This is a genomic window from Leucobacter triazinivorans (assembly GCF_004208635.1).
Taxonomy (GTDB): Bacteria; Actinomycetota; Actinomycetes; order Actinomycetales; family Microbacteriaceae; genus Leucobacter; species Leucobacter triazinivorans.
Map to the genome: position 1 here is coordinate 1,013,943 of NZ_CP035806.1, position 26,838 is coordinate 1,040,780.

23 protein-coding genes are annotated in these 26,838 nt (G+C 72.4%); 13 read left to right on the top strand and 10 right to left on the bottom strand.

The genetic code is table 11. The features are described from left to right. Window positions 1–20: 20 nt before the first annotated feature. The 4 genes from EVS81_RS04680 (at window position 21) to EVS81_RS04695 (ending at window position 5,841) form a co-directional block, all read left to right on the top strand. A complete protein-coding gene (locus tag EVS81_RS04680) occupies window positions 21–224 on the top strand; it encodes a cold-shock protein (protein ID WP_105806241.1) in 204 nt (67 codons plus the stop codon). A gap of 511 nt (window positions 225–735) precedes the next feature. Then, a complete protein-coding gene (locus EVS81_RS04685; protein WP_130109353.1) occupies window positions 736–2,769 on the top strand; it encodes an NADPH-dependent 2,4-dienoyl-CoA reductase in 2,034 nt (677 codons plus the stop codon). 64 nt (window positions 2,770–2,833) lie between these two features. After that, complete coding sequence (locus EVS81_RS04690) at window positions 2,834–4,168, top strand: M20/M25/M40 family metallo-hydrolase (RefSeq protein ID WP_130109354.1); 1,335 nt, start codon at window positions 2,834–2,836, stop codon at window positions 4,166–4,168. Between the two features lie 230 nt (window positions 4,169–4,398). Beyond that, a complete protein-coding gene (locus EVS81_RS04695; protein WP_130109355.1) occupies window positions 4,399–5,841 on the top strand; it encodes an MFS transporter in 1,443 nt (480 codons plus the stop codon). A gap of 51 nt (window positions 5,842–5,892) precedes the next feature. Here the strand turns inward: EVS81_RS04695 and EVS81_RS04700 are convergent, their stop codons facing one another. Then, window positions 5,893–6,456, bottom strand: coding sequence for a TetR/AcrR family transcriptional regulator (locus EVS81_RS04700; RefSeq protein WP_130109356.1), 564 nt, complete (start codon window positions 6,454–6,456; stop codon window positions 5,893–5,895). Between the two features lie 115 nt (window positions 6,457–6,571). Here EVS81_RS04700 and EVS81_RS04705 point away from each other — a divergent pair, with 115 nt between their 5' ends. From EVS81_RS04705 to EVS81_RS04725, 5 genes are all read left to right on the top strand, one after another. Continuing rightward, window positions 6,572–8,236 carry an ABC transporter substrate-binding protein gene (locus EVS81_RS04705; protein ID WP_130109357.1) on the top strand — a complete coding sequence of 555 codons (1,665 nt, stop codon included), beginning with the start codon at window positions 6,572–6,574 and terminating at the stop codon, window positions 8,234–8,236. A gap of 10 nt (window positions 8,237–8,246) precedes the next feature. Beyond that, entirely contained in the window at window positions 8,247–9,290 is a 1,044-nt protein-coding gene (locus EVS81_RS04710; RefSeq protein WP_130109358.1) for an ABC transporter permease, read from the top strand. Continuing rightward, entirely contained in the window at window positions 9,287–10,108 is an 822-nt protein-coding gene (locus EVS81_RS04715) for an ABC transporter permease (protein WP_240739962.1), read from the top strand. The genes EVS81_RS04710 and EVS81_RS04715 overlap by 4 nt, the downstream gene beginning before the upstream one ends. Further along, window positions 10,101–11,690 carry an ABC transporter ATP-binding protein gene (locus tag EVS81_RS04720; protein WP_130109359.1) on the top strand — a complete coding sequence of 530 codons (1,590 nt, stop codon included), beginning with the start codon at window positions 10,101–10,103 and terminating at the stop codon, window positions 11,688–11,690. Before EVS81_RS04715 ends, EVS81_RS04720 begins: the two co-directional genes overlap by 8 nt. Before the next feature lie 116 nt (window positions 11,691–11,806). Continuing rightward, entirely contained in the window at window positions 11,807–12,436 is a 630-nt protein-coding gene (locus EVS81_RS04725; protein ID WP_130109360.1) for a hypothetical protein, read from the top strand. A 108-nt stretch (window positions 12,437–12,544) separates the two neighbouring features. Here EVS81_RS04725 and EVS81_RS04730 read toward each other — a convergent pair whose 3' ends face one another. After that, on the bottom strand, window positions 12,545–12,811 hold the full coding sequence (locus EVS81_RS04730; RefSeq protein WP_130109361.1) for a Rho termination factor N-terminal domain-containing protein: 267 nt from the start codon (window positions 12,809–12,811) through the stop codon (window positions 12,545–12,547). 338 nt (window positions 12,812–13,149) lie between these two features. Here EVS81_RS04730 and EVS81_RS04735 point away from each other — a divergent pair, with 338 nt between their 5' ends. Further along, window positions 13,150–13,599 (top strand): DUF6098 family protein, encoded by a 450-nt coding sequence (locus EVS81_RS04735; protein WP_130109362.1) that lies wholly within the window; start codon window positions 13,150–13,152, stop codon window positions 13,597–13,599. Between the two features lie 29 nt (window positions 13,600–13,628). Further along, window positions 13,629–14,435: a hypothetical protein gene (locus EVS81_RS04740; protein WP_130109363.1), complete on the top strand. Its 807-nt coding sequence runs from the start codon at window positions 13,629–13,631 to the stop codon at window positions 14,433–14,435. A gap of 65 nt (window positions 14,436–14,500) precedes the next feature. Here the strand turns inward: EVS81_RS04740 and EVS81_RS04745 are convergent, their stop codons facing one another. The 6 genes from EVS81_RS04745 to EVS81_RS04770 all read right to left on the bottom strand — a co-directional run bounded on the left by EVS81_RS04745 (window position 14,501) and on the right by EVS81_RS04770 (window position 21,170). Further along, the gene (locus EVS81_RS04745; RefSeq protein WP_130109364.1) at window positions 14,501–15,508 is read right to left on the bottom strand and encodes a DNA topoisomerase IB; all 1,008 of its coding nucleotides are present in this window, start codon (window positions 15,506–15,508) and stop codon (window positions 14,501–14,503) included. Then, window positions 15,471–16,631, bottom strand: a complete 1,161-nt coding sequence (locus tag EVS81_RS04750; RefSeq protein WP_130109365.1) for a carboxylate-amine ligase — start codon at window positions 16,629–16,631, stop codon at window positions 15,471–15,473. Before EVS81_RS04750 ends, EVS81_RS04745 begins: the two co-directional genes overlap by 38 nt. A gap of 100 nt (window positions 16,632–16,731) precedes the next feature. Next, window positions 16,732–17,205 (bottom strand): SRPBCC family protein, encoded by a 474-nt coding sequence (locus tag EVS81_RS04755; RefSeq protein ID WP_130109366.1) that lies wholly within the window; start codon window positions 17,203–17,205, stop codon window positions 16,732–16,734. A 106-nt stretch (window positions 17,206–17,311) separates the two neighbouring features. Continuing rightward, window positions 17,312–18,295, bottom strand: a complete 984-nt coding sequence (locus EVS81_RS04760; RefSeq protein ID WP_130109367.1) for a cation efflux transmembrane domain-containing protein — start codon at window positions 18,293–18,295, stop codon at window positions 17,312–17,314. Then, window positions 18,292–18,777 carry a transporter substrate-binding domain-containing protein gene (locus tag EVS81_RS04765; protein WP_240739963.1) on the bottom strand — a complete coding sequence of 162 codons (486 nt, stop codon included), beginning with the start codon at window positions 18,775–18,777 and terminating at the stop codon, window positions 18,292–18,294. Before EVS81_RS04765 ends, EVS81_RS04760 begins: the two co-directional genes overlap by 4 nt. A 98-nt stretch (window positions 18,778–18,875) precedes the next feature. Further along, window positions 18,876–21,170, bottom strand: coding sequence for a bifunctional alpha,alpha-trehalose-phosphate synthase (UDP-forming)/trehalose-phosphatase (locus EVS81_RS04770; RefSeq protein WP_205879389.1), 2,295 nt, complete (start codon window positions 21,168–21,170; stop codon window positions 18,876–18,878). 177 nt (window positions 21,171–21,347) lie between these two features. Between EVS81_RS04770 and EVS81_RS04775 the strand changes: the two genes are divergently transcribed. Further along, window positions 21,348–21,935 carry a DapH/DapD/GlmU-related protein gene (locus EVS81_RS04775; RefSeq protein WP_130109368.1) on the top strand — a complete coding sequence of 196 codons (588 nt, stop codon included), beginning with the start codon at window positions 21,348–21,350 and terminating at the stop codon, window positions 21,933–21,935. Here EVS81_RS04775 and EVS81_RS04780 read toward each other — a convergent pair. Both EVS81_RS04780 and EVS81_RS04785 read right to left on the bottom strand, forming a co-directional pair. Next, entirely contained in the window at window positions 21,932–22,957 is a 1,026-nt protein-coding gene (locus EVS81_RS04780) for a CNNM domain-containing protein (protein ID WP_130109369.1), read from the bottom strand. The two genes, EVS81_RS04775 and EVS81_RS04780, sit on opposite strands and share 4 nt — an antisense overlap. Continuing rightward, window positions 22,954–24,339 carry a hemolysin family protein gene (locus tag EVS81_RS04785; protein ID WP_130109370.1) on the bottom strand — a complete coding sequence of 462 codons (1,386 nt, stop codon included), beginning with the start codon at window positions 24,337–24,339 and terminating at the stop codon, window positions 22,954–22,956. Before EVS81_RS04785 ends, EVS81_RS04780 begins: the two co-directional genes overlap by 4 nt. Before the next feature lie 306 nt (window positions 24,340–24,645). Here EVS81_RS04785 and EVS81_RS04790 point away from each other — a divergent pair, with 306 nt between their 5' ends. Continuing rightward, window positions 24,646–26,835 carry a heavy metal translocating P-type ATPase gene (locus tag EVS81_RS04790; RefSeq protein ID WP_130109371.1) on the top strand — a complete coding sequence of 730 codons (2,190 nt, stop codon included), beginning with the start codon at window positions 24,646–24,648 and terminating at the stop codon, window positions 26,833–26,835. Window positions 26,836–26,838 lie beyond the last annotated feature (3 nt).

Sequence of the window (26,838 nt, forward strand, 5' to 3'; positions counted from 1 at the left end):
CAACACGAAGGAAACACAGCATGACCACTGGCACCGTGAAATGGTTCAACTCCGAAAAGGGCTTCGGCTTCATCACCCCTGACGACGGAGCATCCGACGTCTTCGCGCACTTCAGCGCGATCCAGGGCAGCGGCCGTCGCGATCTCTTCGAGAACCAGCGTGTAGAGTTCGACGTCGAGCAGGGCCCCAAGGGCCTGCAGGCGAGCAACATCCGCGCGCTCTAAGTCGCACGCGACACCGAGGGGGTGCGGGGCTTCGGCCCCGCACCCCCTCGTTTGTGCGCGCCGAAGCTCGTACTCTCCCGCGCCCCACACCCCGCAACGCGCGTCACTTGTTGCTGCCATTCCCGTCGGGAGGCGACAACAACTGGCGCGCGAGCATCCGGGCGGGAGCACGAGAACACGCACGGACGACGGGCGTCACTTGTTGCTGCCATTCCCGTCGGGAGGCGACAACAACTGGCGCGCGAGCATCCGGGCGGGAGCACGAGAACACGCACGGACGACGCGCGCACACACACGCACTCGCGCACACACACGCACTCGCGCACACACGCGCACACACACGCACACACACGCATTTGTATCTTCACCACAGCCAACTCGACACGCGTTTAGAGGTCGCACTACATTCGTGACATCCACGAACGGCGCCGCGGCGCTGCGGCCCCGCGGCCCGGTACCGACGGCAGCCCGATCCGCCCCCCCACACCCCCAGATCCCGAACGGTGAAGGCATGTCAGCGCAGACCTATCCGCATCTCCTCGAACCCCTCGACCTCGGATTCGCCACCCTTCCCAACCGGGTAATCATGGGCTCCATGCACCTCGGGCTCGAAGAGGTACCCGGCGGCTTCGACCGCCTCGCCGCGTTCTACCGCGAGCGCGCCGACGCGGCTCTGATCGTCACGGGGGGCATCGCACCCAACGCGGAGGGGCGGCTGAAGCCCGGCGCCGCGACGCTCGCGAGCGAGGCCGACGCCGAGCCCCACCGCACCGTCACCGACGCGGTGCACGCGGCGGGCGGGCGCATCGCACTCCAGATCCTGCACGCCGGAAGATACGGGGCGCACCCGCACATCGTCGTCCCCAGCCCGGTCCAGGCCCCCATCTCCCCCTTCGTCCCGCGCGAGCTCACGGACGCCGAGATCGAGCGCACGATCGACGACTACGTGCGCACGGCCGTGCTCGCGCAGGGCGCCGGCTACGACGGCGTCGAGATCATGGGCTCCGAGGGCTACCTCATCAACGAGTTCACCGCGCGGCGTACGAATCACCGCGTCGACCGCTGGGGCGGATCCTTCGGGCACCGCGCCCGCTTCCCGGTTGAGATCGTGCGGCGGGTGCGGGCGGCCGTGGGCGAGCGCTTCATCATCGTCTACCGTCTATCCATGCTGGATCTGGTGCCCGACGGGGCCACGCTCGACGAGGTCATCGAACTGGCGCGACTCATCGAGACCGCGGGAGCCACCCTGCTCAACACGGGGATCGGCTGGCACGAGGCGCGGATCCCGACCATCGCGAGCTCGGTGCCGCGCGGAGCGTTCGCGTGGGTCACGAAGCAGCTCATGGGCGAGGTGTCGATCCCGCTCATCACCACCAACCGCATCAACACGCCCGAGACGGCCGAGCGCCTGCTCGCCGAGGGATGCGCCGATCTGGTCTCGCTCGCCCGCCCGTTCCTCGCCGACCCGGAGTTCGTCGGCAAGTCGGCGCGGGGAGAGGCCGCACGGATCAACACGTGCATCGGCTGCAACCAGGCCTGCCTCGACCACACCTTCGCGGGCAAGCTCACGTCGTGCCTGGTCAACCCGCGAGCCGGCCACGAGACCGAGCTGATCATCGCGCCGACCGTCGCGCGCAAGCGCGTCGCGGTGGTCGGGTCGGGGCCGGCGGGTCTCGCCTGCGCCACCACGGCGGCGTCCCGCGGGCACGAGGTGACGCTCTACGAGGCATCGGATCGGGTGGGCGGTCAGATCAACGTCGCCATGCGGGTGCCGGGCAAGAGCGAGTTCGGCGAGACGCTGCGCTACTTCGGCGGCCGACTCGGGGAGACCGGGGTCGAGGTGCGTCTGGGGCACCGCGTCACGGCCGACGAGCTCGCGGGAGCGGGCTTCGACGAGATCGTGCTCGCGACGGGCGTCCATCCGCGTCGTCCCGAGATCCCCGGGCTCGACCATCCCAGCGTGGTCGGCTATCTCGACGTGCTGCGCGACGGCGCCCCGGTGGGCGATCGCGTCGCGATCCTCGGCGCGGGCGGCATCGGCTTCGACGTGGCCGAGTTCCTCACGAGCGGGCCGGAGCAGGATGAGACGGAGGATCCCGCCGACATCGCGGGATTCCTGGCGCACTGGGGCGTCGATCCCGACTACGCCCGGGCGGGCGGACTCGCCGAGCCGGCCGAGGAGCGCCCGCGGCGCGCGGTCACGCTGCTGCAGCGCAAGGCGAGCAAGGTGGGCGCCGGCCTCGGCAAGACGACGGGCTGGATCCACCGCACCGAGCTCGCCCGCCGCGGCGTGCGCATGGTGCCGGGCGCCGAGTACCGGCGCATCGACGACGACGGGCTGCACCTGAGCCTCGCAGGCGAGGAGCACACCCTCGAGGTCGACACGATCGTGGTCTGCACGGGGCAGGATCCCGCGCGCGAACTGCACGAGGAGCTCGCGGAGCTCGGGATCGCGGCGCACCTCATCGGCGGGGCCGACGTCGCGGCCGAGCTCGACGCGAAGCGCGCCATCGACCAGGGCACGAGGCTCGCGGCGGCGCTGTGACAGGCTGGAACTCCCGCCGCATCGCCCCTGCCGCCGCCGCCCCACCGCGCGGTACGGTGGGGGCATGAGCGACACCGCCCCCGGCACCGGAGCCGCCGAACGGCTCTCGCGCATGATCCAGCTGCCCACCGTCTCTGCGGAGATCGCGGAGCGCGGGCACGACCCCTTCGAGCGTTTCATCGAGCTGCTCGAAGAGCTCTACCCCCTGGTGCACGAGCGGCTGGAGCGCGAGCGGATCACCGATCTCGGGCTGCTCTTCCACTGGCGGGGCGAGGATCCGGATCTGGAGCCGGCCGTGCTCATGGCCCACTTCGACGTGGTGCCCGTCGATGAGAGCGACGACTGGACCCACCCGCCGTTCGCGGGCGTCATCGAGGGCGGCTTCGTCTACGGCCGCGGCGCCCTCGACGACAAGGGGCCCCTGCTCGTGATCCTCGAGGCGGTGGAGGGGCTGCTCGCCGAGGGGTACACCCCCGCCCGGGACGTCTCCCTCTCCTTCGGCGGCAACGAGGAGACCTTCGGCGACGCCGCACAGGCGATCGCGGAGCGCTTCCGGGAGCGCGGGATCACCCCGTGGCTCGTGCTCGACGAGGGCGGCGCCGTGGTCGACGCACCGCTCCCCCTCGTGCGCGGACGGGCCGCGATGGTGGGCGTGGGCGAGAAAGGGATCGCCACCCTGCGGCTCAGCGTTCGCGGCGACGGCGGGCACGCCTCCGCCCCGCCCTCGCTCACCGCGGTCGGGAGGATCTCTCGCGCGGTCGGGCGGCTCTCGCCGGGCATGTTCCCCGCGCGCACGCCAGACGGCGTCACCCGCATGCTGGAGCTCTTCGCGCAGCGCGGGCGGGGGCCGGGGCGCGCGCTCTACCGCCTGCTCGCGGCGGCTCCCCGGCTCGCGGCGCGCGTCTTCAGTCTGCTCGGCGGCGAACCGGCGGCACTGGTGCGCACTACCGTGGCGCCGACCATGCTCTCCGGCGGAACCGCCGCGAACGTGCTCCCCTCTCAGGCCGAGGCGATCGTCAACCTGAGGATCGCGCTCGGCGAGACCGTCGCGAGCGCGACGCGCCGGGTGCGGCGCCGCATCGCCGACCGGCGGGTGACCGTCGAGGTGGTCGACGGCGACGATCCCACGCCGGAGTCCGCGACCGACAACGCGCAGTTCGCCCTCATCGCCGAGGCGGTCGGGCGGTCCCACCCGGATGCCCAGACGGTACCGTACGTGATGCTGGCGGCGACGGACGCCCGCCACTTCCACGCGTTCGCGCCGGCCTGCTACCGCTTCGCTCCGCTCGCGATGTCGGCGGAGCTTCGCGCCACCATCCACGGCGTGGACGAGCGCGTGGCGGTCTCGGAACTGGCGCGGGGAGCGCGCTTCCACCGGGCGCTCCTGCAGGGGCTCTGAACCCCGCTGCGGGCGCAACCACCTCGTGGCTCGAGCGCCGCAGCGCGCTCGTCGCACCGCAGCATGCTCGTCGCACCGCCGCGCGCTCGTCATCCTGCGCGAAGTCGCAGGATCCCACGCAGAACACACCGCGACTCGCTCCGTTCGCGCGGCACGACGAGCCAGGGCCGGTAGGCTCTGCTCCAGGAGCGCTCCGCACCGACGCGGGCGCGAGGAGAAACGGGGCGCGAATGGCACGCCGATCGCTCGGAGCCCTCACCGGCGTGGTCGCATTCCTCGCCTTCGTCGAGTTCACCAGCGGGTTCATCCAGGGCTACTACACGCCGATGCTCTCGGATATCGCACGCCATCTCGGGGTCACGGACGCCGACGTGAACTGGCTCGAGGGGTCCCAGCTCATGCTCTCGGCGCTCGTCGTCCCCGCGCTCGCCAAGCTCGGCGATATGGTCGGCCACCGGCGGATCCTGCTCTGGTCGACCGCGATCACGGCCGTCGCCACGCTCGCACTGCCCTTCGCGCACACCTTCCCCCTGTTCCTCGCGGCATGGACGCTGCAGGGCGTCTACGTCGTGTGGCTGCCGCTGGAGATCGCGCTCATCTGGTCGCGCACCGCCGACCAGGAGAACCGGGCCGCGGTGACGGCGAAGGCGGCGGGGCTGCTCGTCGCAGCGCTCGAGACCGGCGCGATCAGCGGGGCCCTGCTCGGCGGACTGCTCATCGACGCGCTCCCGATCCTCCCTGTGCTGCTCGTGCCGGGGCTGCTCGTCGCAGCCTGCTACGCGGTGATCGCGATCGGCGTGACCGAGTCGCCCGTGCAGCTGGGCGGCCGACTCGACTTCGTCGGGCTCGTGCTCGTCTCCTTCGCCATCATCGCCTTCACCGGCGGTCTCAGCCTGCTGCGCCTGGGCGGCACCGCGGATCCGCTGGCCTGGGGAGTCGTGCTGCTCGGCCTGCTGCTGCTCGTGCCGTTCGTGCTCTGGGAACTGCGCCACGCGGATCCGCTCATCGATGTGCGGCTCTTCCGCTCCCCAGCGCTCGCGCCGGTGTTCCTCACCGCTACGCTCTTCGGCATGAGCGTGCTCGGCGCTCAGGCCCCGCTCTCCACGTTCATGCGCACCGATCCCGAGGTCTACGGCTATGGGCTCGGGACCCGCGGCTTCGTCACCTCGCTCGCCATCGGCGTGTACCTCATCGCCATGGTGATCGGCGCGCTCGCGCTCCCGCGCTGCGCCCGCCTGCTGACACCGCGGCTCACGCTCGCGGGTGCGGCGATCCTCATCGGCGTCGGATACCTGATGTTCCTCCCGTTGCACCACAGCTATCTGCAGGTGGTCGGCAACATGGTCGTCGTGGGTCTCGGCTCCGGAGCGCTCGTGGCCGCACTGCCGGCCGCGGCCGCGGCCGCGGCGCCGGCCGACCGCACGGGGGTGGCGACCGGGCTCACGAACTCGACGAAGACGCTCGGCGGGGCGGTCGCGTCGGCGATCTTCGGGATCGCGCTGATGCAGGGCACGACCGGCGCAGCCGACGGCGGCACGGCGGGATCCTTCGAGGGCTACGTCACGGTCTGGCTGGTGTGCGGCGGATCGGCGCTCGTCGCCGCGGCGACCCTGCTCTTCATCGTGCCCAAGCACGCGTTCCAGGACCGCGCCGCGGTCTCGATCCCGCACTGACGGCCGGCGTCGCCGCGCAGGGCGCGGGCGGGCCGGGGCGCGCGGGCGCGATCAGGCCAACAGTTCGCGGGCGATCCCGATCGCCTCGCCGAGGAGCTCGTCGAGGCGATGCCGGCCAGCTCCGAGATCGGCCCAGCGCCACACCGTTGCGACGAGCGCGGCGGCATAGCCTGCGGCGAGGATCTCGGCCCGGATCCGTTGCGATCCCCCGCGCACCAGACGCTCTGCGATCGCGTCGGCGATACGGGCCTGACGCGCCGCTCGTCCGGCGGCGAGCTCCTCCTCGACGCCCATCGTGCGGGCGTCGACGATCGCGAGGGCGAGAGTGTCGGGACTGTCTCCCGCGGCGAAACTCGCGAGGGCGTCACCCAGTTCGACGGCCGCGTCGGCGAGGGCCTCGAGCAGCGCGTCGACGCGGCGGTCGAGCACGTACCAGAGGATCTCCGACTTGCCCGAGAAGTAGTTGAAGAAGCTCGACCGGCTCACGCCGGCGCGGCGCGTGATCTCGGTCACCGAGGTGGACTCGTAGCCCTGCTCGAGGAACAGCTCGCACGCCGCGTCGGCGAGCACCTCGCGCGAGGACGCGTGCGGCCGGCCGCGGGCGGGAGACGACATACCCCCACCCTACCGCCGCACGCAGATGCTGCCCGCGCTCGCGCCCATCACCCGCGATACAGTAGACTCTCGTTGTTTGACTCGATCTAATAAATGGCAGGAGCCCCGCGCACCCATGATCCGGCAGTCGTCCCTCGACAGATCCACCCGCGGCCTGGGCCTCGTCGCCCTCTCGGCAGCCGCCGCACTCGCGCTCAGCTCGTGCGCCGGGCCCGGCCCCAACGGCGGCGACGCGGGATCGGCCGCGGCGCAGGAGGGCGGCACGCTCGTCTACGCGACCGGCGACGCCGAGCCCACCTGCCTCGATCCGCACGTCGGCGGCAACTACCCTCAGGCGCTCATCTCGACGCAGTACCTCGAGCCGCTGGTCGGCCGCGACGCGAGCGGTGCGATCACCCCCTGGCTCGCGAGCGGGTGGGAGACCAGCGAAGACGGACTCACCTGGGACTTCACCCTCGAGGAGGGCGTGACCTTCACCGACGGCACCCCGCTCGATGCCGAAGCCGTCAAGGCCAACATCGAGCACCTGCAGGATCCCGAGACGCAGTCGTCCACCGGGTACCTCGCGGTGCAGAAGATCGCCGAGATCGAGACCGTCGACGAGACGCACGTTCGCTTCCGGCTCTCGGAGCCCGACTCGGCACTGCTCGAGTCGCTGAGCCAGCAGTGGACCGCGATCCAGTCGCCCGCCGGCATCGCGCGCGGCATGGAGGAGAACTGCCAGGCACCCATCGGCACCGGCCCCTTCGTCGTCGAAAGCTGGACGCCGCAGCAGCAGATCGACCTCGCGCGCAACGACGACTACCGCACCCCCGGCCCCGAGGCCGATCACGACGGCCCCGCGCACCTCGAGCGCATCGAGTGGCGCTTCATCCCCGATGCCGCCACCCGCAACGCCGCGCTCGCCTCGGGCGAGGTGCACGTGATCGACAACCCGCTGCCCAGCGACATCGTCGCCGCAGAGGGTACGGACATCGAGCACGTCGACGCGCCCCGCCCCGGCGCCTCCAACCGCATCGAGCTGAACTCGGGCCAGGCCCCCTTCGACGACGCCCGCGTGCGCGAGGCCTTCATCCGCACCGCCGATCCCGGCCCCGGCATCGACGCGCTCTTCCAAGGGACCGCGCTGCGCTCGTACTCGGTACTGTCGAGCGTCGAGCCCACCGCGGTGAGCGACCAGTCGCTGTTCGCGACGGATCCCGACGCCGCGAACGAGCTGCTCGACGAGGCCGGCTGGACCGAGCAGAACGCCGACGGCGTGCGGATCAAGGACGGCGAGGCCCTCACCGTGCGCTTCCCCGTCAGCACCAATCAGTCCACGGCGGCGGAGCAGTCGCTCTTCGAGCAGATCCAGGCCAACGCGGCGGCGGTCGGCTTCGACGTGGTCCTGACGCCCGTCGATCTGAGCAGCTGGTACGGCGCCCTCGCCGCGCACGAGTACGAGGCCGTGAGCGCCCCCTACACGAAGGTCGGCCCGGCCGTGCTGCGCACGGTCTACCACTCCGACAGCATCGTCCCGGCGCCCTCCGGCTACTTCGCCAACAACGCGCAGCTGTCCGATCCCGAGCTCGACGCGATCCTCGACGAGGCCGCCGCCACGCTCGACGAGCAGCAGCGCACCGAGCTCTACGCCGACGCGCAGCAGCGCATCCTCGAGAGCTTCACGGTGCTGCCGCTCTACGACCAGCAGAACCACTTCCTGGTGCGGGGCGCGACCGGCGTCACCACGCTCGGCACGGTGGCCACGCCGACCTTCGTCAACGCGCAGCTGACGCAGTAGACTCCCTCCGATGGGCGGGCGGAGCAGAGGCGCGAGGATCGCGCGCGCCGTCGCGGGGAGGATCGGCGCGGCGCTGCTCGTGGTGTGGATCACCGCCACGGTGGTGTTCTTCGCACTGCGCATCTCGGGCGACCCGCTCGAGGCGATCATGGGCGGTCCAGGATCGCAGGCCGGCCCCGAGGCCGTCGCCCGGGCGGAGGCGGCCTACGGGCTGGATCAGCCGCTCGCGGTGCAGTATCTGGCGCAGCTCTGGCGCACGGCGACGCTGCAGTTCGGCGACTCCTACGCCCGCAAGCAGCCCGTGGCCGAACTGCTGGCGGCGAATCTGCCTCCGACCCTGCTCATCGCGACCCTCGCACTGCTGCTCGCCTGGGCGCTCGCGGTGGTCGGCGCTCTCATCGCCGCGGTGAGCCGCGGCCGGCCCGGGCGCGTCGTTCGCGCGACGCTCTCCGGGATCGAGACCGTCGCCTCGGTCACCCCGCAGTTCTTCGTCGGCGCGGTGCTCATCCTGGTGTTCGCCGGCGGGCTCGGGATCCTGCCGGCCACGAGCTCGGGCGCAGAGCCGGCCGGCCTGGTGCTGCCCGTTATCACTCTCGCCGTGCCCATCGCCGGATACCTCGCGCACGTGCTCCAGGGCGCGCTGGCCGAGGCCGACGACGCGCCCTTCGCCACGACCGCTCGATCCCGCGGGGCGTCGGAGACGCGAGTGCTGCTGCGCCACACCCTGCGGCATGCCGCGCTGCCCGGGATCGCCCTTTCGGGGTGGGCCTACGGGTCGCTGCTCAGCGGCGCAGTGGTGGTGGAGGCGTTGTTCGCCCGGCAAGGGCTCGGACGGCTGCTGCTCGAGGCCGCGACCGTGCGCGACGTGCCCGTGGTGATCGGCGCGGTCGTGGTGATCGCGCTGCTGTACGTGCTCATCATGCTGCTCTCCGACCTGCTCGAGACCGTGATCGACCCGCGGTTGCGACGCGGGAGCGCGCAGCACGCGCCCTCCCGCGACCCGGTGTCGGAGCGCTCGGCGCGCTCCGCCTCGACCGAGGTGGCGGGATCGTGACGGCGATCGCGCGCGCCGGTCGCTCGCTCGGCTGGGCCGGCGCGGCGAGCGCCGCCGTGCTGCTGCTCGCCCTGCTCGCCGTCGCGGCACCGCAGCTGCTCGCCCCGGGCGACCCGCTGGCGGTGCACCCGACCAAGGCCTTCACTCCCCCATCGCTCGCGCACCCGTTCGGCACCGACGAATCGGGACGCGATCTCTACACGCGCGTCGTGCACGGGGCAGCAGCCTCGGTGGGGATCGGGATCGCCGCGACGGGCATCGGTATCGGGATCGGCGCCGCGCTCGGCTTCGCCGCCGGCCTGGGGCCGCGACTGCTCGACGCCGCGCTGGGCCGGGTGTTCGAGGTGCTGTTCGCGCTGCCCACACTGGTGATGGCGCTGCTCTTCATCGCCGTCATGGGTCCCGGCCCGACGGCGTCGATCATCGCGATCGGCCTCGCGACCATCCCCGGGTACGCCCGGATGCTGCGTGCGCGGGTGCGCGGGATCGCCGCGAGCGGCTACGTGGAGTGGGCCCGGCTCGACGGCGCGGGGCCGCTGCGCGTCTTCGGCAGGCACATCGCGCCGAATGCGCTGTGGCCGCTGGTCGCAGCGGCGACGCTCGGGATCGGCCAGGCGATCGTCTGGGTGTCGGCCCTCGGCTTCCTCGGGCTCGGCGCCCTGCCGCCCTCGCCCGAGTGGGGTGCGATGCTGAACGCGGGACGGGTGTACCTGACGACAGCGTGGTGGATGACCGTGTGCCCCGGTCTCGCGATCGTCGTGACCGCCGCCGCGCTGACCGTGATCGGGCGGCGGATCGGAGGGGTGTCGCATGAGTGATCGTTCCTCGGAGCGGGATCGCCGGGCGGCGGTGCTGGAGGTCGAGGGGGTGACGGTTTCCCTCACGAGCTCGGGGGCGGGGCGTGGGAAGCGGGTCGCACGGGCGGTGCTCGAGGGGGTGTCGCTGCGGGTGGAGGCCGGCGAGTGCCTCGCGGTGGTCGGGGAATCGGGTGCCGGCAAATCGGTGCTCGCCCGCACGCTGCTCGGACTCATCCAGGCGGACCCCCGCTGGCGGGTGGCGGCCGAGCGCTTCACGGTGGCGGATCGCGATGCGCGCCGGCTCTCCCAGCGCCGGTGGCGCCGACTCCGGGGCCGCACGGTCTCGCTCGTGCTGCAGGACGCGCTGCAGTCGCTGGACCCGCTGCGCACCATCGAGGCGGAGGTCGGCGAGACGCTGGCCCTCCGCGGCGTGCGCGGCCGCAAGCGCCGAGCCGCCGTCATCGACGCGCTCGATGCCGCGGGGCTCCCCGACGCGGCCCGCCGGCTGCGCCAGCGCTCCACGGAGCTCTCCGGCGGCATGCGGCAGCGCGCGCTCATCGCCTCGGCGCTCGTCGACTCGCCCCAGCTGCTCGTCGCCGACGAACCGACCACCGCGCTCGATCCCACGACCGCGGCACGGGTGCTGCGGCTCTTCGGCGAGGTGAAGGATCGGGGCACCGCGCTCGTGCTCATCAGCCACGACCTAGCGAGCGTCGCACGGATCGCGGACCGCATCGCCGTGCTCGACCGCGGACGCATCGTCGAAACGGGCACCGCGGAACAGGTGTTGGGACGTCCGAGGCACCCCGCGACCCGAGCCCTCGTCGAGGCGATCCCGCGCGGTCCGAAGCCCGCCGCGCCGAGCGCGCGGCCACTCGGCCCGGAGCTCCTCGCGCTGCGGGGAGCCGCGCGCACGTTCCCCGCGCCGGACGGCGGCACGACCGGGGTCCAGGGTGTCGATCTCGCGCTGCGCCGGGGCGAGGCGGTCGGCGTCGTCGGCGAGTCGGGGGCGGGCAAGAGCACCCTGGCCCGACTGCTCGTGGGTGCCGAGCGACCCGACGCCGGAAGCGTCGAGCTCGCCGATCCCGGTTGCCGCGTCCGGCTGATCCCGCAGGATCCGATCGCCACCTTCGACCCGCGGTGGCGCGTGGAGCGCATCATCGGCGCCTCGATCCGGCCCTCCCCGGGTGCTTCTGCGCCGACCACCCCGGCGGCGCTGCTCGAGCAGGTGGGGCTCAGCCCCGAGCTGCTGCGGCGGCACCCGGCCACGCTCTCGGGCGGGCAGCGGCAGCGGGTCGCGATCGCCCGCGCGCTCGCGGCCGAGCCCGACGTGCTGGTGTGCGATGAGCCGGTTTCTGCGCTCGACGTGTCCACCCAGGCGGGGATCCTCGACCTGCTGCGCGAGTTGCAGCATCGGCGCGGAGTCGCGATCGTCTTCGTGTCGCACGACCTCGCCGCGGTGCGCACGGTCTGCGACCGCGTGCTGATCATGCGCGACGGCGGGATCGTCGAGGAGGGCGGCACCGAAGATGTGCTCGGGGCGCCGAAGGATCCCTTCACGCGCGAACTCGTCGCGAGCTCGGGGGTGCTCGGCCCGGAATGATACGCGCCGCCCGATGCGGTGTCCACCCTCTGCGGGCGCACGCCGGTGCAGGGATACGGTCGAGGTGTCAGCGGGGCGCGCACCGCCCCGGGAGCACGTGCGCGAGGGAGGTTCCGATGCGGCACGAGGATCACAACGCTCGGCGGCGACCGGGCGGCGCCGAGCAGCACAGCGTCTCGGACGACGCGGAGCGCGCCGCCGCGGACGCAGGCGAGGAACTGGAGCCGACGGTGGACCCCGACGGCCAGGAGCGTCTGGCCGAGGAGCACCCCGATGCGCCGCACCCCGCGACGCGATTCGACGCCGGAACCGGCCAGGGCACGGTCAGCGGACCGCCGCACGACATCGACGAGCTGGAGCGGCCGATCCTCGACGGCTCCACCATGAGCGCCGAGGCCGAGGCATCGGTGCCGAACCCGCATCGCGGGAAGATCGACCCTGCGCTGGAGCATCGACAGCCGGCGCTCACGAGCACGAGCACCACCCGTTGGCTGGTCGCGGCGATCATCGCCGCGGTGCTCATGTCGGCGGCTCTGTTCGCGCTCTACCCCTGGAATCCGCTCTGGTGCAGCATCGGGATCGGCTTCGCCCTCGTGGCGCTGCTCGCGATGCTCGCGGTGCGGGCGACCGGGCTCTCGCGCCCCGCGCGCCTGCGCGTCGAAGCCGCGCTGCTCGGTGCGATCTGGGTCGTGCCGCTCGCGATCTTCATCACGGTGCTCGCCACGTCGGCTGACGAGATCTGGTAGCGGGGTCCTCCAGACGCGCAACGCGGTGACGGGTGCCGTCGCGATGACGCCGGCATCCGACTGCGAATCGGCGGGCGCCTCCTGCAGGGGTCGGTCTCGAGAATCGGGTCAGTGGTTGCGCAGCTCGTCGATGAGCTCGCTCTTCCTGAGCTTCGAGTACCCGGTGAGCCCGAGCTCCTTCGCCCGTTCGCGCAGCTCCGGCACGGTGCGATCCTCGTAGTCCTCGGCGTCGCCTCCGCGACGCCCCACCTCGGAGCGCCCCTCCTTCGCCGCGGCATTCGAGATCCTGGCGGCCTTCTCCTCGGATGCGCCGTCGTCTCGGAGTCGGTCGTAGAGTTCGGGATCCTTCAACTGGGGTCGTTGTTCTCTGGGCATCGTGAGGCACTCCCCTCGGGTCCGCGCGTGCGCGCATGAACGGTGAACGGTTCCCACCGTACGCCCCCGCAGCGGGGAGGATGAGCCCCTCGACAGCCGCCGAACGAGCGGGTACGCTGCGCGCGGCGCGGCATCCGACCCGAGTGCGCGGCCGCCGATCGCGGCTCTGCCACAGGCGATCCGCTCTCGCAAGGCCCTGTCGTGGTCCGCGGCCCCGACTCTACGCTGTTCTCAGAACAGTCGCCCCGACGGATCGCCCCGACGGACGTCGTCCGGCGAATCGATTCGGGAATGTGCCGCGCCGCTCGGACGAGTGAGAGAGCAGAGGGAGAATCGCCGTGTCCGCACCATTCGATACCGCAAGCAGCGACTTCGAGCTGCAGCCGCTCGCGACGCTCGACCAGCTCGAGGGGACGCTGCGTCGCTACCCCGCGCTCCACCTGCGAACCTCAGACGGACCGGTCGCGGACGCGCTGCACCCGCCGGTGGATCCGGAGACCGGCCTCGGCCTCCCCGGTCTGCCCGGGCGTCCGCTGGCTCCGGAGGACTGGTGGTACCGACCCGTCGCCGACTGGATCGCCCGGCAACTCCGCCGTGCCCGGCCGACGCCGCGAGATCCGGTTCGCTTCGCCTGGGTGCTCACCGGATCGGTGACCGCGCGGGGTCCCGAGGGCGAACCGCTGCTGGCCGACGTGGTGCCGGTGGCGCGACTCTCCGAAGCGGTGCTGGACGAGGCCGAGGAGCGCTACCGGAACCGCTTCCCGCCCGTGGGGCACCCGGCGGCCTGATCCCGGACGCTCGGGGTCAGGAGGGGGCCATGCGATTCGCCGTGATCGGAGATGTGCCGCTCGAGGAGGGTCGCCGGGCACCCGGTGACCCGCTCGCGGGCGGCGCGGCTCGGGTCGCGACCCTGCTGCGCGACGACGGGCACGAGGTCGAGCTGCTCACCGCTGTCACCGCCGATGGCGATGCGCGGCGCCTGCTGCAGCTGCTCGCCGGGATCACCGTCATCGCCTGTTCCTCCGGGATCCCGATCTCCCGCGAGGCCGCTGTGCCGCGGCGCCCGGACAGCACCGGGGCGTGCGCGACGGATCCCTCGACGCGACCGCCGCTGCCTCGCGTGACCGCGCGCATGGTCCGGGCCGTCGCTCTCGCGGAGGCCCTCGTCGTCGTGGATCGCGGCCACCGCCTCGCCGATCACCCGGAGCTGCGGGTGGCCGTGCACCGGAGAGGCCTCGACGTCCCCCTCGTGTGGCTCCCGCACCCGGAGGGCTCCGATCCGGTGCCCTCCTGCCGCCTCGTCGTCCCCGCGCCCGGGGCCGCGATCGCGGCCGCCGCGATCTCCGAGCGCCCCGCGGTCGCCGTCGAGGCCGCGGAGCAGCTCCAGCGCCGCTCCGGCTGCCGCGCCATCGCGATCCCCCTCGGCGACGGGAGCGCGATGCTCGCAGAGCTCGACCGCGCGCCGCTGCGCGTGCACGGGGCCGGGGCCTCCGCGGGCGGCCTCGGCGATGAGCGTTGCCGGTTCGCCGCGGCGGCCGCCACCGTGCTCGCGCGGGGCGGAGAGCTCCGCGAGGCCGTGCGCGTCGCTGCCGCGTCGACGTGGGGTGCACCGCCCGCGGCGTGACCCCCGCGTTCGCCTCACGGGGTCCCGACGGAGCCCGGCGATCGCGGAGGCGTCCGCGTTCCGGCTCAGCCGCGCCGCTTGCTCCCGCTCAACAGGAGCAGGGCGCACCGCTCATCGGCGCTGAGGGAGCGGCGCGCGCGCAGCCGCGCCCGCGCCCGCTGCAGACGCCTCACGAGCTCCGGATCCTCGAATGCCGCGAGCGCCCGCGGGTCGATGTACGAGGATCTGGTCACCGCCGCGGTGTTCCCGAGGAGCTCGGCCGCCTCTTGCACTGCAGCCCTCGCCGCGGCTGCGGAGCCACGCGGATCCGACAGCTCCTCCGCATCCGCCGCCAGCAGCGCACGCACCACGATGAGGGTGCCGCCCCAGGTGCGGAAGTCCTTCGCCGAGAACTCGGCACCCGCATGCCGCTTCACGTATGCGTTGACGTGGCTCGCCCGCAGCGTGTGCACCGCCTCGTCGTCGTCGAGGAAGTGGAAGACCTCGTGCCCCGGCAGCTCACCCAACCGGGCCAGCAGCCGGGCGACGCGCGGATCCCGCACGCTCCTGCGATGCCGTCGACCGCTCTTGCCCGTGAAGTCGAACTCGACCGAGCCGTTCGATACCCGCACGTGCCGCGTGCGCAGGGTCGTGACCCCGTAGCTGCGGTGCCGCTGCGCGTACTCGGCGTTGCCGACGCGGAACAGCTCGCGATCGATGAGCCGGATGACGCACGCCGTCACCCGATCCCGGCTCAGCCGCCGCCGTCGGAGATCCCGGTCCACCCGGGCGCGCAGTCTCGGAAGCGCCTCGCCGAAGCGCGCGATCCGGTCGAACTTGCGCCGCTCCATGCGCCGTCGGAAGGCCGGATGATAGATCGTCTGCGTGCGCCCCGCCGCGTCGTGCCCGCGGGCGAGCACCTTCGCCGACGGAGATCGTGCGATCTCGACATCGGTCCAGGCGGGCGGGATCGCGAGCGCGTCCAGTCGCTCGATCTCGCGGCGCGCACGGATGCGGCGCCCGCCCAGCCGATAGACGAAGGCGCCGTGCTCGACCTCACGCGTGATCGGCAGTCTGCGGCGCCGGCTCGGCATCGACCCTCGCCTCCACGCCGAGGCCCTGGCTGCACGAACGGTAGAGGTCGAGCAGGCCGGGAATGCCCGCCGCGCGGAACCGGTCGAGCTGGAGGCGCGCCGGGGCTCCGTCGCGCCTCCGCTCGACATACGCGTGCACCCGCTCGAGATCGCCGAAGCGCCGCAGTTCGGGCTCCACCGTCTCGACGGTGCGCTCGACGAACTCCAGGGCGGGGACCGACGACCCGGAGAGCGGATCGACCAGCTCGGTCGACAGCCCGTTGCGCGCCGCGATCCAGATCGCGCCGTCGACGAGCCCCGGCGCGATCCGCGGCCGCGGCTCACCGGCCTCCGCGTCGCGCAGGCAGCGTGCGACGAGCGCGCGCACCAGGGCGGCGAAGGCGACCGCGTCGGCCACCTCGAGTTGGGCATCGGCGATGCGCAGCTCGAGCGTCGGGTAGTTCTGCGAGAGGCGCGCCTCCCAGGTCACGATGCCGGGATCGAGCAGCACGCCGCTGCTCACGAGCTGCTCGACCGACGCCGCGTACTCCTCCCCGTCGGCGAAGGGCGGCGGATACCCGGTCACGGGCCAGGAGCGGTTCATGATCTGCCGCCAGCACGCGAAGCCCGTCTCCGCTCCCAGCCAGACGGGCGAGTTGGCGGTGAGGGCGAGCAGCATCGGTGCCCAGCGCGCGAGCCGCGCCAGAGCCTCGACCCCGGCATCCGGCGACGGGATCTCCACGTGCACGTGCGTCCCCGTGACGTACTGGTGCGCCGACGCGCTGCGCAGCTCCGCGTCGATCGCGCGGTAGCGTGCACGGGGCGTAACGGTGCCCGCCTCCTCCCCGCCCACCGGCGGGAGGCCGGTGCCGGCGAGCACGATGCCGCGGTTCGCGGCCTCTCTCGATACGGCGGATCGGAAGCCCGCGAGCGACTGCTCGGCCTCTTCGGCCTCCCGGCACACGGGTGTCGCGGTCTCGAGCTGGCTCGAGAAGAACTCCCGCTCGGCCCGGGCTCCGAGTTGCGGAACCGCGAGGATCAGCTCCGCGGCGCGGTCGCTCGGCAGCCCCGTTTCCGCGTCCAGCAGCAGGTACTCCTCCTCGACTCCGAAGGTGGGCGCATCGTGCGCGTTCCCGTTCACCATCTCTCCCCCTCTCCTCCCCGGACCGGACCTGGTCGCCCGATCACGATCCTTCACACGGGCCCGCGCCCCCGGCCCTGCGCTGTCAGCGGGGCACCGGCCCTCAACCGCCGACCGTTCCCCCCGGCCGATCCACGGTGCCGCGCCACGCCCCCGTCTCGAAGCCGTTCGTCTCCAGCAGCCGGGTGAACTCGCGCAGGTCCGCTCCGACCTGCGCGTCGTCGAGCTGCAGGGCCGCGCCCGCGTGCTCGACGAGCCCCTCGGGCTCCCAGTCCAGCTGCAGCCGCACCCGGGTCTCGTCGTCGTCGAGACGGTGGAACGTCACGACTCCGGCGTGCCGCGGCCCCTCCACGCTCTTCCACGCGATCCGCTCATCGGGGATCTGCTCGGTGATCTCGGCGATGAATCTCCGTTCGACGCCCGCCACCCGCACCCGCCAGGCGAGCCGGGTGTCGTCGACCTGGCGCACCTCCTCCACGCCCCACATGAAGGCCGGGAAGTCCTCGAACTGGGTCCACTGGTTGTACACGGTGCGCACGGGGAGCCCGATATCGATGTCGCTCGTCACGGTGTGCATGTCGTCTCCTTCGCATCTGCCTGCAGGGTCGGTTCCGAGCGTATGGGCCTGGCGTCCGGGTGTCTGCGGGGTTGATTTCCCAGGCGCGCGCAGGGTAGCGCAGCGATCAGTCGCCGCGGTCCGCGTACTCCGGCAGAGGGTCGCTCGGCACCACCACCACGTCGTGCACCTTCCAGTCGAGACTCGAGATCAGCTCGGCCGCCGCCGCCAGCCCCTCGAGCCGCACGGACGCCTCGCGCGGCTGCACGAAAGCCTCGACGTGCAGCACCTGCCCCTCGTCCCGGATCCTGACCGCGGCATCGGCCACCCACTCCAGCTCTCGGAGGCGCGTCACGATCTCCGCGCCCAGCGGATGCGGCTCCGCTCCGTCGACCGTCCGGGCTCGCTGATCCATGAGGTCCGAGATGGCGGCGCCCGTGTTGTGCAGACCGTCGCGCACGATGCCGAGAGCGATGAAGAGCGCTGCCGCCCCGTCGAGCCACCACAGGCCGAGACCCACCCCCAGCACGCCGACGATTGAGGCGGCGTTGGTGTGCCAGTCCGCCTGCGCCATATCGGCGTCGGCGAGGAGCAGCTTGTTGTGGAGCACCGGCGCGATGCGGGCCTTCGCGGGGCCGTAGAGCAGCACCGGCCCCACCACGATCACCGCCATCACTCCGATCATGATCCATCCGAGCCAGACGGTGTGCCCCAGCACGCGAAGCGTGCCGATCGTCGGATGCTCCGCGGCCACGAGCCCGGTAGCGGCCTCGATCGCGAGCTGCGTGCCGACGACGAGCAGCGCGACGCCCGCGACGAGGTGACCGACGCCCATGGCGCGGTGCCAGCCGTACGGATGCTTCAGCGAGGGCTTGCGCCGCACGAGCAGCAGCGCCGCGAAGAATGCGAGCTGCGGCAGGAGCGAGAGCATGTCTTCGATCCAGGCCGTCCGCATCGCCTGCGAATTGCCGAGCACGAACGCGATCACGACGATGGTGCAGACGGTGTATCCGATGGTGAACAGCTGCCAACGGATCGCGCTGCGCAGGGCCCGCTGCTGCGCCGCCGGAAAATGCTCGCGGTCGCCTTGCCGGAAGGCTGCGCGAGTCATGAACCGACCTCCCGGTCGAGAAAGCGCTCGAGTTCGGAGAGGAGGGCGTTCTCGCCCAGCGGCACGAGCACGACGAGCGGCCGGCCGTCCGACCCCGGCACCCCCGGATAGGGGCGGCTCACACCGACGCGGTCGGCCCAGGGGGTGCGCTCGGTGAAGCCGCCGATGGCGACGTCGAGCCGCCCGTCCTCGAGCATGGCGACCAGGCTTTCCTCTCCGCGCACCGTCCAGCGCGGGTCGGCGTCGATGCTCCGGGCGAAATCCTCGGCGATATCGACGAGCGCACCCGACGCCTCGTCGTCATCGATCTCGACGAGCCCGGGCTCCGGCGAGAGCCCGACGCGCAGCTCGCCTCCGCGCACGCGGTCGAGGGTGCCGTCGGGATCCGCGGGGACCACGAGGCCGCACCCGGCGAGCGCGCCGCCCAGCAGCAGCGTCAGCACGGCGGCGATCGCCGCGTTCCTCCGACGTCGGCCCCGCACCGGTCCCCCCTCCCGCCGCGGCTGCGCGCACGGCGCTCAGCTTCGAGTGTGCCGCGCCGCACGCGCGAACGCACCGGGCTTGACACGGCCGCGAACGGCTACTCGGAACCGACGACGATCCCCGTGCGCAGCTCGGCGAGGAGTGCCAGCACCGCTGCTGCGGTCTCAGGATCGGGCACTCGTTCGCTCGCGGCGGTCCCGCCCGGCCCCACCTTGATCCCGAGGTCGTCGGGGCCGAGGGTGGTGAAGACGTCCTCATCGGTGACGTCATCGCCCAGGAAGAGCACGGGCCCCGGCGGGAGGACGTCGCGGATCCGTCGCAGCACCGAGCCCTTGTCGGCGGCCCGCACCGAGAACTCCCGCACCTCCTTGCCCTCGCGCACGTGCATGCCCGCCGTCGCGCCCAGCTCGACCGCGGCGGCGAGCAGCTCGACGGCCTGCTCCCGATCGGGCACCTCGCGCGTGTGCACCGCCAGGCCGAAGGGCTTGTGCTCGAGGCGCACCCCCGCCTCGTCTCCCAGCACGCGCGCGAAGCGCCGCGCCAGCCAGTCGAGCCGCCGCTCCTCGTCCTCCGTGAGCCCGCCGCCCTCGGCGCCGGATCCGCCCGGGGCCCCGGATCCCGCGTCGATCCCCACCAGCTCGGAGCCGTGCGAACCCGACACGATCCAGGCGTCGATGCTCAGGCCGGTCTCGGCGAGTCCCTCGAGGGACCGGCCCGTGAGCAGCGCGACACTCGTGCCCTGCGAGGCCGCCAGCACGTCGAGCGCCTGCTGCGCGCGCGGCAGGATCCTCGCGTCCTGCGGCCGCGGCACGATGGGGGCCAGCGTGCCGTCGAAGTCGGTCGCGACGATCAGCCCGGGCAAGGCCGCGAGCCTGCGCACACGGTCGTCGATGCTGCGCGGCACGAAGGAGGCCCCCACCTGGATCGGCTCGGTGCGCTCACCGCTCGGCCCGACCTGCCGCGACTCCGCGGCGGCCTGCACTGCGCCGAGATACCCCGCCGCCCAGTGCGACACGTCGTTGTGGTGCACCGCGCGGCGCAACGAGTGCATGCGCCGCCGCTGCTCCTCCTTCGGCATGTGGGCTGCGCGCACGATCGCGGCCTTGAGCCCCTCGATGTCGTGCGGGTTGACGAGCAGCGCGTCGCGCAGTTCGTCGGCCGCCCCGGCGAACTCGCTGAGCACCAGCACGCCCTGCTCGTCGACCCGGCACGCCGCGTACTCCTTGGCGACGAGGTTCATCCCGTCGCGCAGCGGCGTCACCAGCAGCACGTCGGCCGCCAGATAGAGCGCCACCATCTCGTCGCGCTGATAGCCGCGGTGCAGATACACGAGCGGTGCGCGGCCGATCGCCCCGTGCTCTCCGTTGATGCGGCCCACCGTCACCTCGACCTCGTCGCGCAGCTGCCGGTAGGCCTCCACACGCTCGCGGCTCGGGGTGGCGACCTGCACGAACACGATGTCGGCGGCGTCGATCTCGCCGTCGGCGAGCAGCTCGTTGTACGCCTTGAGCCGGTGCCTGATCCCCTTCGTGTAGTCGAGCCGGTCGATGCCGAGCATGAGGGTCTTCGGGTTGCCGAGCTCCTCTCGGATCTCCTGCGCGCGACGGCGCACCTCGGGGCGCTCGGCCACGGCCGCGAATGCGGCGGCATCGATCGAGATGGGGAACTCCTGCGCGAGCACCGTGCGGGACGGGCGGTCGGCGGTGGCCGGCACGACGACGGTGTTGCCGAGCGCGGGCGCCCGCGTGAAGCGCTCGGCCGTCATGCGGAAGGCAACCGCGTCGGTGACTTGCTGGAAGCCGATGACATCGGCCCCGAGGAGCCCCTCGACGATGCGCTTGCGCCAGGGCAGCTGCGCGAACAGACGACTCGGGGGGAAGGGGATGTGCAGGAAGAACGCGATGGTGAGGTCGGGCCTCAGCTGCCGCAGCAGCGCGGGCACGAGCTGCAGCTGATAGTCGTGCACCCACACGATCGCGTCCTCCGCGGCTTCCTGCGCCACGCGCTCGGCGAAGCGCCGGTTCACCTGCCGGTAGCGGTCCCACCATTCGCGGTGATACTCGGGTTGTGCGATGACGTCGTGGTACAGCGGCCAGAGCGTGCCGTTGGAGAACCCCTCGTAGTAGAGCTCGACGTCTTCCTCGCTCAGCTCGACCGGCGCCAGCCGCATCGATCCGATCTCGAACGGATCGACGCGCTCGTCGGCGCTGCCGGCCCAGCCGACCCAGAGGCAGCCGAGCTGCTCGACGATGGGCTCCACCGCCGTCACGAGCCCGCCGGGCGACGTGCGCCAGGACGTGCTGCCGTCCTCGTTGACGACGCGATCGACCGGCAGACGGTTCGAGACCATCACGAGCTCGCGCCCCCCGGTCATGTTCCTCAAATCGGTCATGGCACCTCCTGCGGCTCTCCCCCGCAGTCTATCGATCCCGTGTTTCGCTGCGGTGACCCCGTGACACGAGCCGCAACTCGCCGCCGCCTCACCGCGGATCCACAGCGCGCACTCGCGTACGATCGCCATTCGGGATCGACCCGCGATCCTCGATTCACCAGCGCGTTGGAGGGCACGATGCACACCGAGGAATTCCTGCAGCGGATGGACGCCGGGGAGCCCGCGCGTCCGGGCACCGAACTCGCCGCGAAGATGCACGAACTCGCGGAGGAGGCGATCCGCCTGTGCATGGCTCTGAACTCCCGCTACGCGACGCCGGAAGAACGGGTCGGGATCATGCGCCGGATCACGGGGCGGAGCGTTCCGGATTCGTTCGCCGTATTCCCGCCCTTCACCACGGACTGCGGCAAGAACCTCCGCATCGGTGAACGGGTGTTCGTCAACAGCGGCTGCCGCTTCCAGGATCAGGGCGGGATCACGATCGGCGACGACGCGCTCATCGGGCACAACGTGGTGCTCGCCACGCTCGACCACGCGCTGCCCCCGGAGGATCGCGCGACGACGGTGCCGCAGCCCATCGTGATCGGCTCGCGCGCATGGATCGGAGCGAACGCGACGGTGCTCGCGGGCGTCACCATCGGCGACGGCGCGGTCGTGGCCGCGGGCGCGGTGGTCACCCGCGATGTCGCGGCCCGCACCGTGGTCGGCGGGGTGCCGGCCCGGGTGATCCGCACGCTCGACGACCCCGATCCGCACCCGGCCTAGAGCCTGAGCCCGGCTCCGCCGGGCAGCACCCGTCTGAGCACGTCTGACATGGTGATCGCTCCGACGAACTCGCCGTCGCGGGCGACCACGGCGAACTGCTCGCCCGCGGCGCGCATCCGGCCGAGCGCCTCGTACACGGGGGTCGCGACGTCGAGCACGAAGCAGTCGCGCGCGGCGGCTGCGATCCCGCGATCGCCGGGCTCCAGCAGCACGTCGCGCACATGGACGACCCCGGGCGCCACGCCGGGCCGGTCCACCAGGATGCGGAGATGGCCCGAGCCGGCGGCGGCGGCGCGCACGTCGGCGACGGTCGACGCCTCGTCGACCGCGGTGGGATGCCAGCCGCCCCCGGGCAGCAGGTCGGCCACCCGCAGCCGTTCGAGCTCGAAGACGTGCGCCAGCTGCGTGCGGAAGGAGTCGTCCAGCGTGCCCACGGCGGCGGAGTGCTCCACGAGCTGCCGGATCGTATCGATGTCCTGCCCGCCCGGCCCGCGGGAGTCGGCGGGAACGAACCCGCTCGCGGCGACGAGTCGGTTCGCGATGCGGTTGACCCACACCAGCAGGGGCCGGAGCACCCAGGCCAGGGCGCGCGCGGGGATGCCGATGATGTTCGCCGCCAGCTCGGGGTGGGCGATGGCCCACGACTTCGGCGCCATCTCGCCGATCACGAGGTGCAGGAAGGTGACGAACAGCAGCGACAGCAGGAATGCGCCGGTGTCGGCGAGCCACGCCGGGGCGCCCCACCCCGCGAGAACGGGGCCCAGCCACGCGTCCACCGCCGGTTTGGTGACCGCGCCGAGGGCGAACGTGCAGATCGTGATGCCGAACTGAGCCACGGCGAGCATGATCGTCAGCTCGTTCATGCCCCGGAGCGCCGCACGTGCGCTGCGCCGTGTGCGGGCCTGCTCTTCGAGACGGTGACGACGGGCCGCGAGCAGCGCGAACTCGATCACCACGAAGAAGGCGCTGAGCACGATCAGCAGCGCGGTCGCGACGGCGACGAAGACGGGTGAGTCGGTCATCGCTCCCCCTCCGCTTCTTCGCGCTCGGCGGCGGGCGACTCGACGAGCTCCACGCGCACGGTCCCGGGGACGAATCTGACGACCGAGCGCACCTCGATCGCGAGCTCCCGGCGCACGGGCTCGTCGCGCACGAGGTCGGCGGGATCCCCGGGAAGCGGTACCACGACGGTCTCCCCCACCGCGGGGAACTCGCCGGCAGCCGCGATCACGAGACCGGCGAGGGTCTCGTAGTCGCCGCCGGGCAGGTCGTACCCGATCACCCGGCTCACCTCGTCGAGGGGCATGCCGCCATCGGCGAGCCAGACGCTCGGCGCCTCGGCCGCCATGCCGGACGGGCTCGCCGCGTCGTGCTCGTCCGTGATCTCGCCGACGAGCTCCTCGGCGACGTCCTCGGTGGTGAGCACCCCGGCGAAGCCGCCGTACTCGTCGATCGCGCAGGCCAGCTGCGCTCTCGCGCGCTGCATCTCCCGCAGCGCGTCGGGCAGCGCCATCAGCGTCGGCACCACGAGCGGCGGCCGCATGATCCGCGTCACCCCGGCCTCGTCCGGCTCGTCCGTGCGCAGCAGATCGATCAGCTCGACCACGCCGACGGGCTCGCCGGACTCCCCGACGACCGGGTAGCGGCTGTGGGCGTGCGCCATCAGCTCGCGCAGCTCGCCGAGCGTCGCGCTCCGCGGAACCGTCGCCACGCGCGCACTGGGCGTCATCGCGTGATCCACGTCGTCGTCGGGGAAGTCGAGCACGCGATCGATGAGGATCGACAGCTCGTCGGGCAGATCGCCGCTCTCGCGCGAGTCGGCGACCGCCCGCTTGAGATCCTGCGGCGAAGCGCTGGAGTCGACGTCGTGCACCGGTTCGACGCGCAACAGCTTCAAGAAGAGATTCGCTGCGACGTCGAAGACCGCGATGAGCCAGCCGAACACCGTGAGGTAGGCCTGGGTCGAGCGCGCGAGACGGAGCGCGAGCGGCTCCGGCGCCGAGATGGCGAGGTTCTTCGGATACAGCTCGCCGAGGATCATCTGCACGATCGTGGCCGCGACGAGCACGCCCACCGTGGTGATGGAGACGGTGATCGCGGGCGGGATGTCGAGGCCGCCGAGGAGCACGCCGAGGGACTCGCCGACCATGGGCTGGGCGACGTACCCCACCATCAGGCCGGTGACGGTGATGCCGAGCTGCGCGCCCGAGAGCATGAACGACGTGCGCCGCGTCACCGCGAGCGCGCGTTTCGCCGCGGCGTCGCCGGCGTCGGCGCGCGCTGCGAGCCGGGAGCGATCGACCGACATGTAGGCGAACTCCTGCGCGACGAAGTACCCGTTCGCAGCGATGATCACGAGGATCAGGACGATGCCGAGCAGCAGCATCAGCACTGCGGAGACCACGCCGGGGTCACCCCCTCGAGGGTGCGGGGCCGTTCACGACCCGGATGCGGACTGTCGACTGCGCTGCAACTGTCACCGGGGCCGTCTGACGACGACCCCTGAACCGCGGTGCTCCCCACGTGCTGATGCTCTCCCTGTACGTTCGTTCCGAATGGACGTGCCCACATCCTAGCGATCCCGCCTGCTCGACGGCAGGGAGCCGGCCGCCGCGCTCGGGGATGCGGAATACCCCAGAGGGGTATATCGTTGCAGGATCCAGCACCTCTCGCGGGCGGATCGGCCGCGAGACGGACTGAGGAGAGGAATATGACCCACCCCCACGACTCGGCGCACCCCCAGAGCCACGACGCCCCCGCCTCCGGAGGCGAGCCCGACGGCACCGGCGGGCACGCGGGGAATGGCGGGCACGACGGGCACGCGGAGCACAGCGAGCACGACGGGCACGCGGACCACAGCGAGCACGCGGACCGCAGCGAGCACGGCGGGCACGACGGGCACGACGGGCACGGCGATCACGCGGGCGAGTTCCGCCGCATGTTCTGGATCATGCTGGCGCTCGCGGTGCCGACGGTGGCGCTGTCCGACATGTTCGCGACGCTGCTCGGCTATCCCCTCCCCGATATTCCGGGCCTCGACTGGATCTCCCCCGCACTGGGCACGGTGATGTACTTCTGGGGCGGCCGCCCCTTCCTCACCGGCGCGGTGAGCGAGATCCGAGCCCGCCGGCCGGGCATGATGCTGCTGATCGCACTCGCGATCACCGTGGCGTTCCTCGCGTCCTGGGCCGCGAGCCTCGGGCTCATCCACCACGAGCTCGACTTCTGGTGGGAGCTCGCGCTGCTCATCGTGATCATGCTGCTCGGGCACTGGATCGAGATGCGCTCGCTCGCGCAGACGACCTCGGCGCTCGACTCTCTCGCCGCGCTGCTGCCCGATGCCGCCGAGCGGCTCGAGCAGGATCGGGTGGTGACGGTGTCGCCGTCGGACCTCGTGGTCGGCGACACCGTCATCGTGCGCCCCGGAGGCAGCGTGCCCGCCGACGGCCGCATCGTCGACGGCCGCGCCGCCATGGACGAGTCGATGATCACCGGCGAGTCCCGAACGGTCTCGCGCGGCACCGGCGACCGTGTCACGGCGGGCACCGTGGCCACCGACTCCGGCCTGCGCGTCGAGGTGACCGAGATCGGCGACGACACCGCACTGGCGGGGATCCAGCGTCTCGTCACCGAGGCGCAGCAGTCCTCCTCGCGCGCCCAGAGGCTCGCCGACACCGCGGCCGGGTGGCTGTTCTGGTTCGCGCTCGGCGCCGCCGTGGTGACCGCTGCCGCGTGGTCGCTCTTCGGGCAGCCCGACACAGCCGTGGTGCGCACCATCACCGTGCTCGTGATCGCCTGCCCCCACGCGCTCGGCCTCGCGATCCCGCTCGTGGTGTCGATCGCGACGGAGCGGGCCGCGCGCGGAGGCGTGCTCGTGAAGGACCGTCTGGCGCTCGAGAGCATGCGCACCGTTGACACCGTGCTGTTCGACAAGACCGGCACGCTCACGAAGGGCGAACCGACGGTCACCGAGGTGTCGACCGCGCCGGAGATCGACTCCGATCGCGTGCTCGCACTGGCGGCCGCGGCGGAGTCGGACAGCGAGCACCCGCTCGCACGGGCGATCGTGCGAGCGGCGAAGGAGCGGCGGCTGAGCCTTCCGGAGAGCCGGGACTTCTCCTCATCGCCGGCCGTCGGCGTGACCGCGCGCGTCGACGGCACGACGGTGCGGGTCGGAGGGCCCCATCTCCTTGCCGAGGCGCGCGTCGACGAGCTGCCGGCGGCGGAGCGGTGGCGGGCGGATGGGGCGATCATTCTGCACGTGCTGCAGGATGGACGGGTGATCGGCGCCCTGCGACTCGCCGACGAGGTGCGCCCCGAATCCCGCGAGGCGGTCGCAGCGCTGCACGCGCTCGACGCCCAGGTCGTCATGATCACGGGCGACGCGGAAGCCGTCGCCCGCTCGGTCGCGCGCGAGCTCGGGATCGACCGCTGCTTCGCGGGGGTGCGCCCGGAGGACAAGGCCGCGAAGGTGCGCGATCTGCAGGCCGAGGGCCGCCGGGTCGCGATGGTGGGGGACGGCGTGAACGACGCGCCCGCGCTCGCGCAGGCCGACGTGGGTCTGGCGATCGGCGCGGGCACCGACGTGGCCATCGCCTCCGCGGGGGTCATCCTCGCGGGGGACGATCCCCGCTCGGTGCTGTCGGTGATCGAGCTCTCGCGCGCCGCGTACCGCAAGATGCGCCAGAACCTCTGGTGGGCGGCCGGCTACAACCTCGTCTCGGTACCCCTGGCCGCCGGCGTGCTCGCGCCGATCGGCTTCGTGCTGCCGATGTCGGTGGGAGCGATCCTGATGTCCCTGTCCACGCTCATCGTCGCCCTCAACGCGCAACTGCTGCGCCGCCTCGATCTGCGCCCCGAGACCAGTACGCGGACGATCCTCGCCCGCTCTCAGCAGTGAAGG

Bases quoted from the DNA above. Each gene is read 5' to 3' on its own strand.
- EVS81_RS04680 (WP_105806241.1), top strand. From the start codon at position 21: ATGACCACTGGCACCGTGAAATGGTTCAACTCCGAAAAGGGCTTCGGC.
- EVS81_RS04685 (WP_130109353.1), top strand. From the start codon at position 736: ATGTCAGCGCAGACCTATCCGCATCTCCTCGAACCCCTCGACCTCGGA.
- EVS81_RS04690 (WP_130109354.1), top strand. From the start codon at position 2,834: ATGAGCGACACCGCCCCCGGCACCGGAGCCGCCGAACGGCTCTCGCGC.
- EVS81_RS04695 (WP_130109355.1), top strand. From the start codon at position 4,399: ATGGCACGCCGATCGCTCGGAGCCCTCACCGGCGTGGTCGCATTCCTC.
- EVS81_RS04700 (WP_130109356.1), bottom strand. From the start codon at position 6,456: ATGTCGTCTCCCGCCCGCGGCCGGCCGCACGCGTCCTCGCGCGAGGTG.
- EVS81_RS04705 (WP_130109357.1), top strand. From the start codon at position 6,572: ATGATCCGGCAGTCGTCCCTCGACAGATCCACCCGCGGCCTGGGCCTC.
- EVS81_RS04710 (WP_130109358.1), top strand. From the start codon at position 8,247: ATGGGCGGGCGGAGCAGAGGCGCGAGGATCGCGCGCGCCGTCGCGGGG.
- EVS81_RS04720 (WP_130109359.1), top strand. From the start codon at position 10,101: ATGAGTGATCGTTCCTCGGAGCGGGATCGCCGGGCGGCGGTGCTGGAG.
- EVS81_RS04725 (WP_130109360.1), top strand. From the start codon at position 11,807: ATGCGGCACGAGGATCACAACGCTCGGCGGCGACCGGGCGGCGCCGAG.
- EVS81_RS04730 (WP_130109361.1), bottom strand. From the start codon at position 12,811: ATGCCCAGAGAACAACGACCCCAGTTGAAGGATCCCGAACTCTACGAC.
- EVS81_RS04740 (WP_130109363.1), top strand. From the start codon at position 13,629: ATGCGATTCGCCGTGATCGGAGATGTGCCGCTCGAGGAGGGTCGCCGG.
- EVS81_RS04745 (WP_130109364.1), bottom strand. From the start codon at position 15,508: ATGCCGAGCCGGCGCCGCAGACTGCCGATCACGCGTGAGGTCGAGCAC.
- EVS81_RS04750 (WP_130109365.1), bottom strand. From the start codon at position 16,631: ATGGTGAACGGGAACGCGCACGATGCGCCCACCTTCGGAGTCGAGGAG.
- EVS81_RS04755 (WP_130109366.1), bottom strand. From the start codon at position 17,205: ATGCACACCGTGACGAGCGACATCGATATCGGGCTCCCCGTGCGCACC.
- EVS81_RS04760 (WP_130109367.1), bottom strand. From the start codon at position 18,295: ATGACTCGCGCAGCCTTCCGGCAAGGCGACCGCGAGCATTTTCCGGCG.
- EVS81_RS04770 (WP_205879389.1), bottom strand. From the start codon at position 21,170: ATGACCGATTTGAGGAACATGACCGGGGGGCGCGAGCTCGTGATGGTC.
- EVS81_RS04775 (WP_130109368.1), top strand. From the start codon at position 21,348: ATGCACACCGAGGAATTCCTGCAGCGGATGGACGCCGGGGAGCCCGCG.
- EVS81_RS04780 (WP_130109369.1), bottom strand. From the start codon at position 22,957: ATGACCGACTCACCCGTCTTCGTCGCCGTCGCGACCGCGCTGCTGATC.
- EVS81_RS04790 (WP_130109371.1), top strand. From the start codon at position 24,646: ATGACCCACCCCCACGACTCGGCGCACCCCCAGAGCCACGACGCCCCC.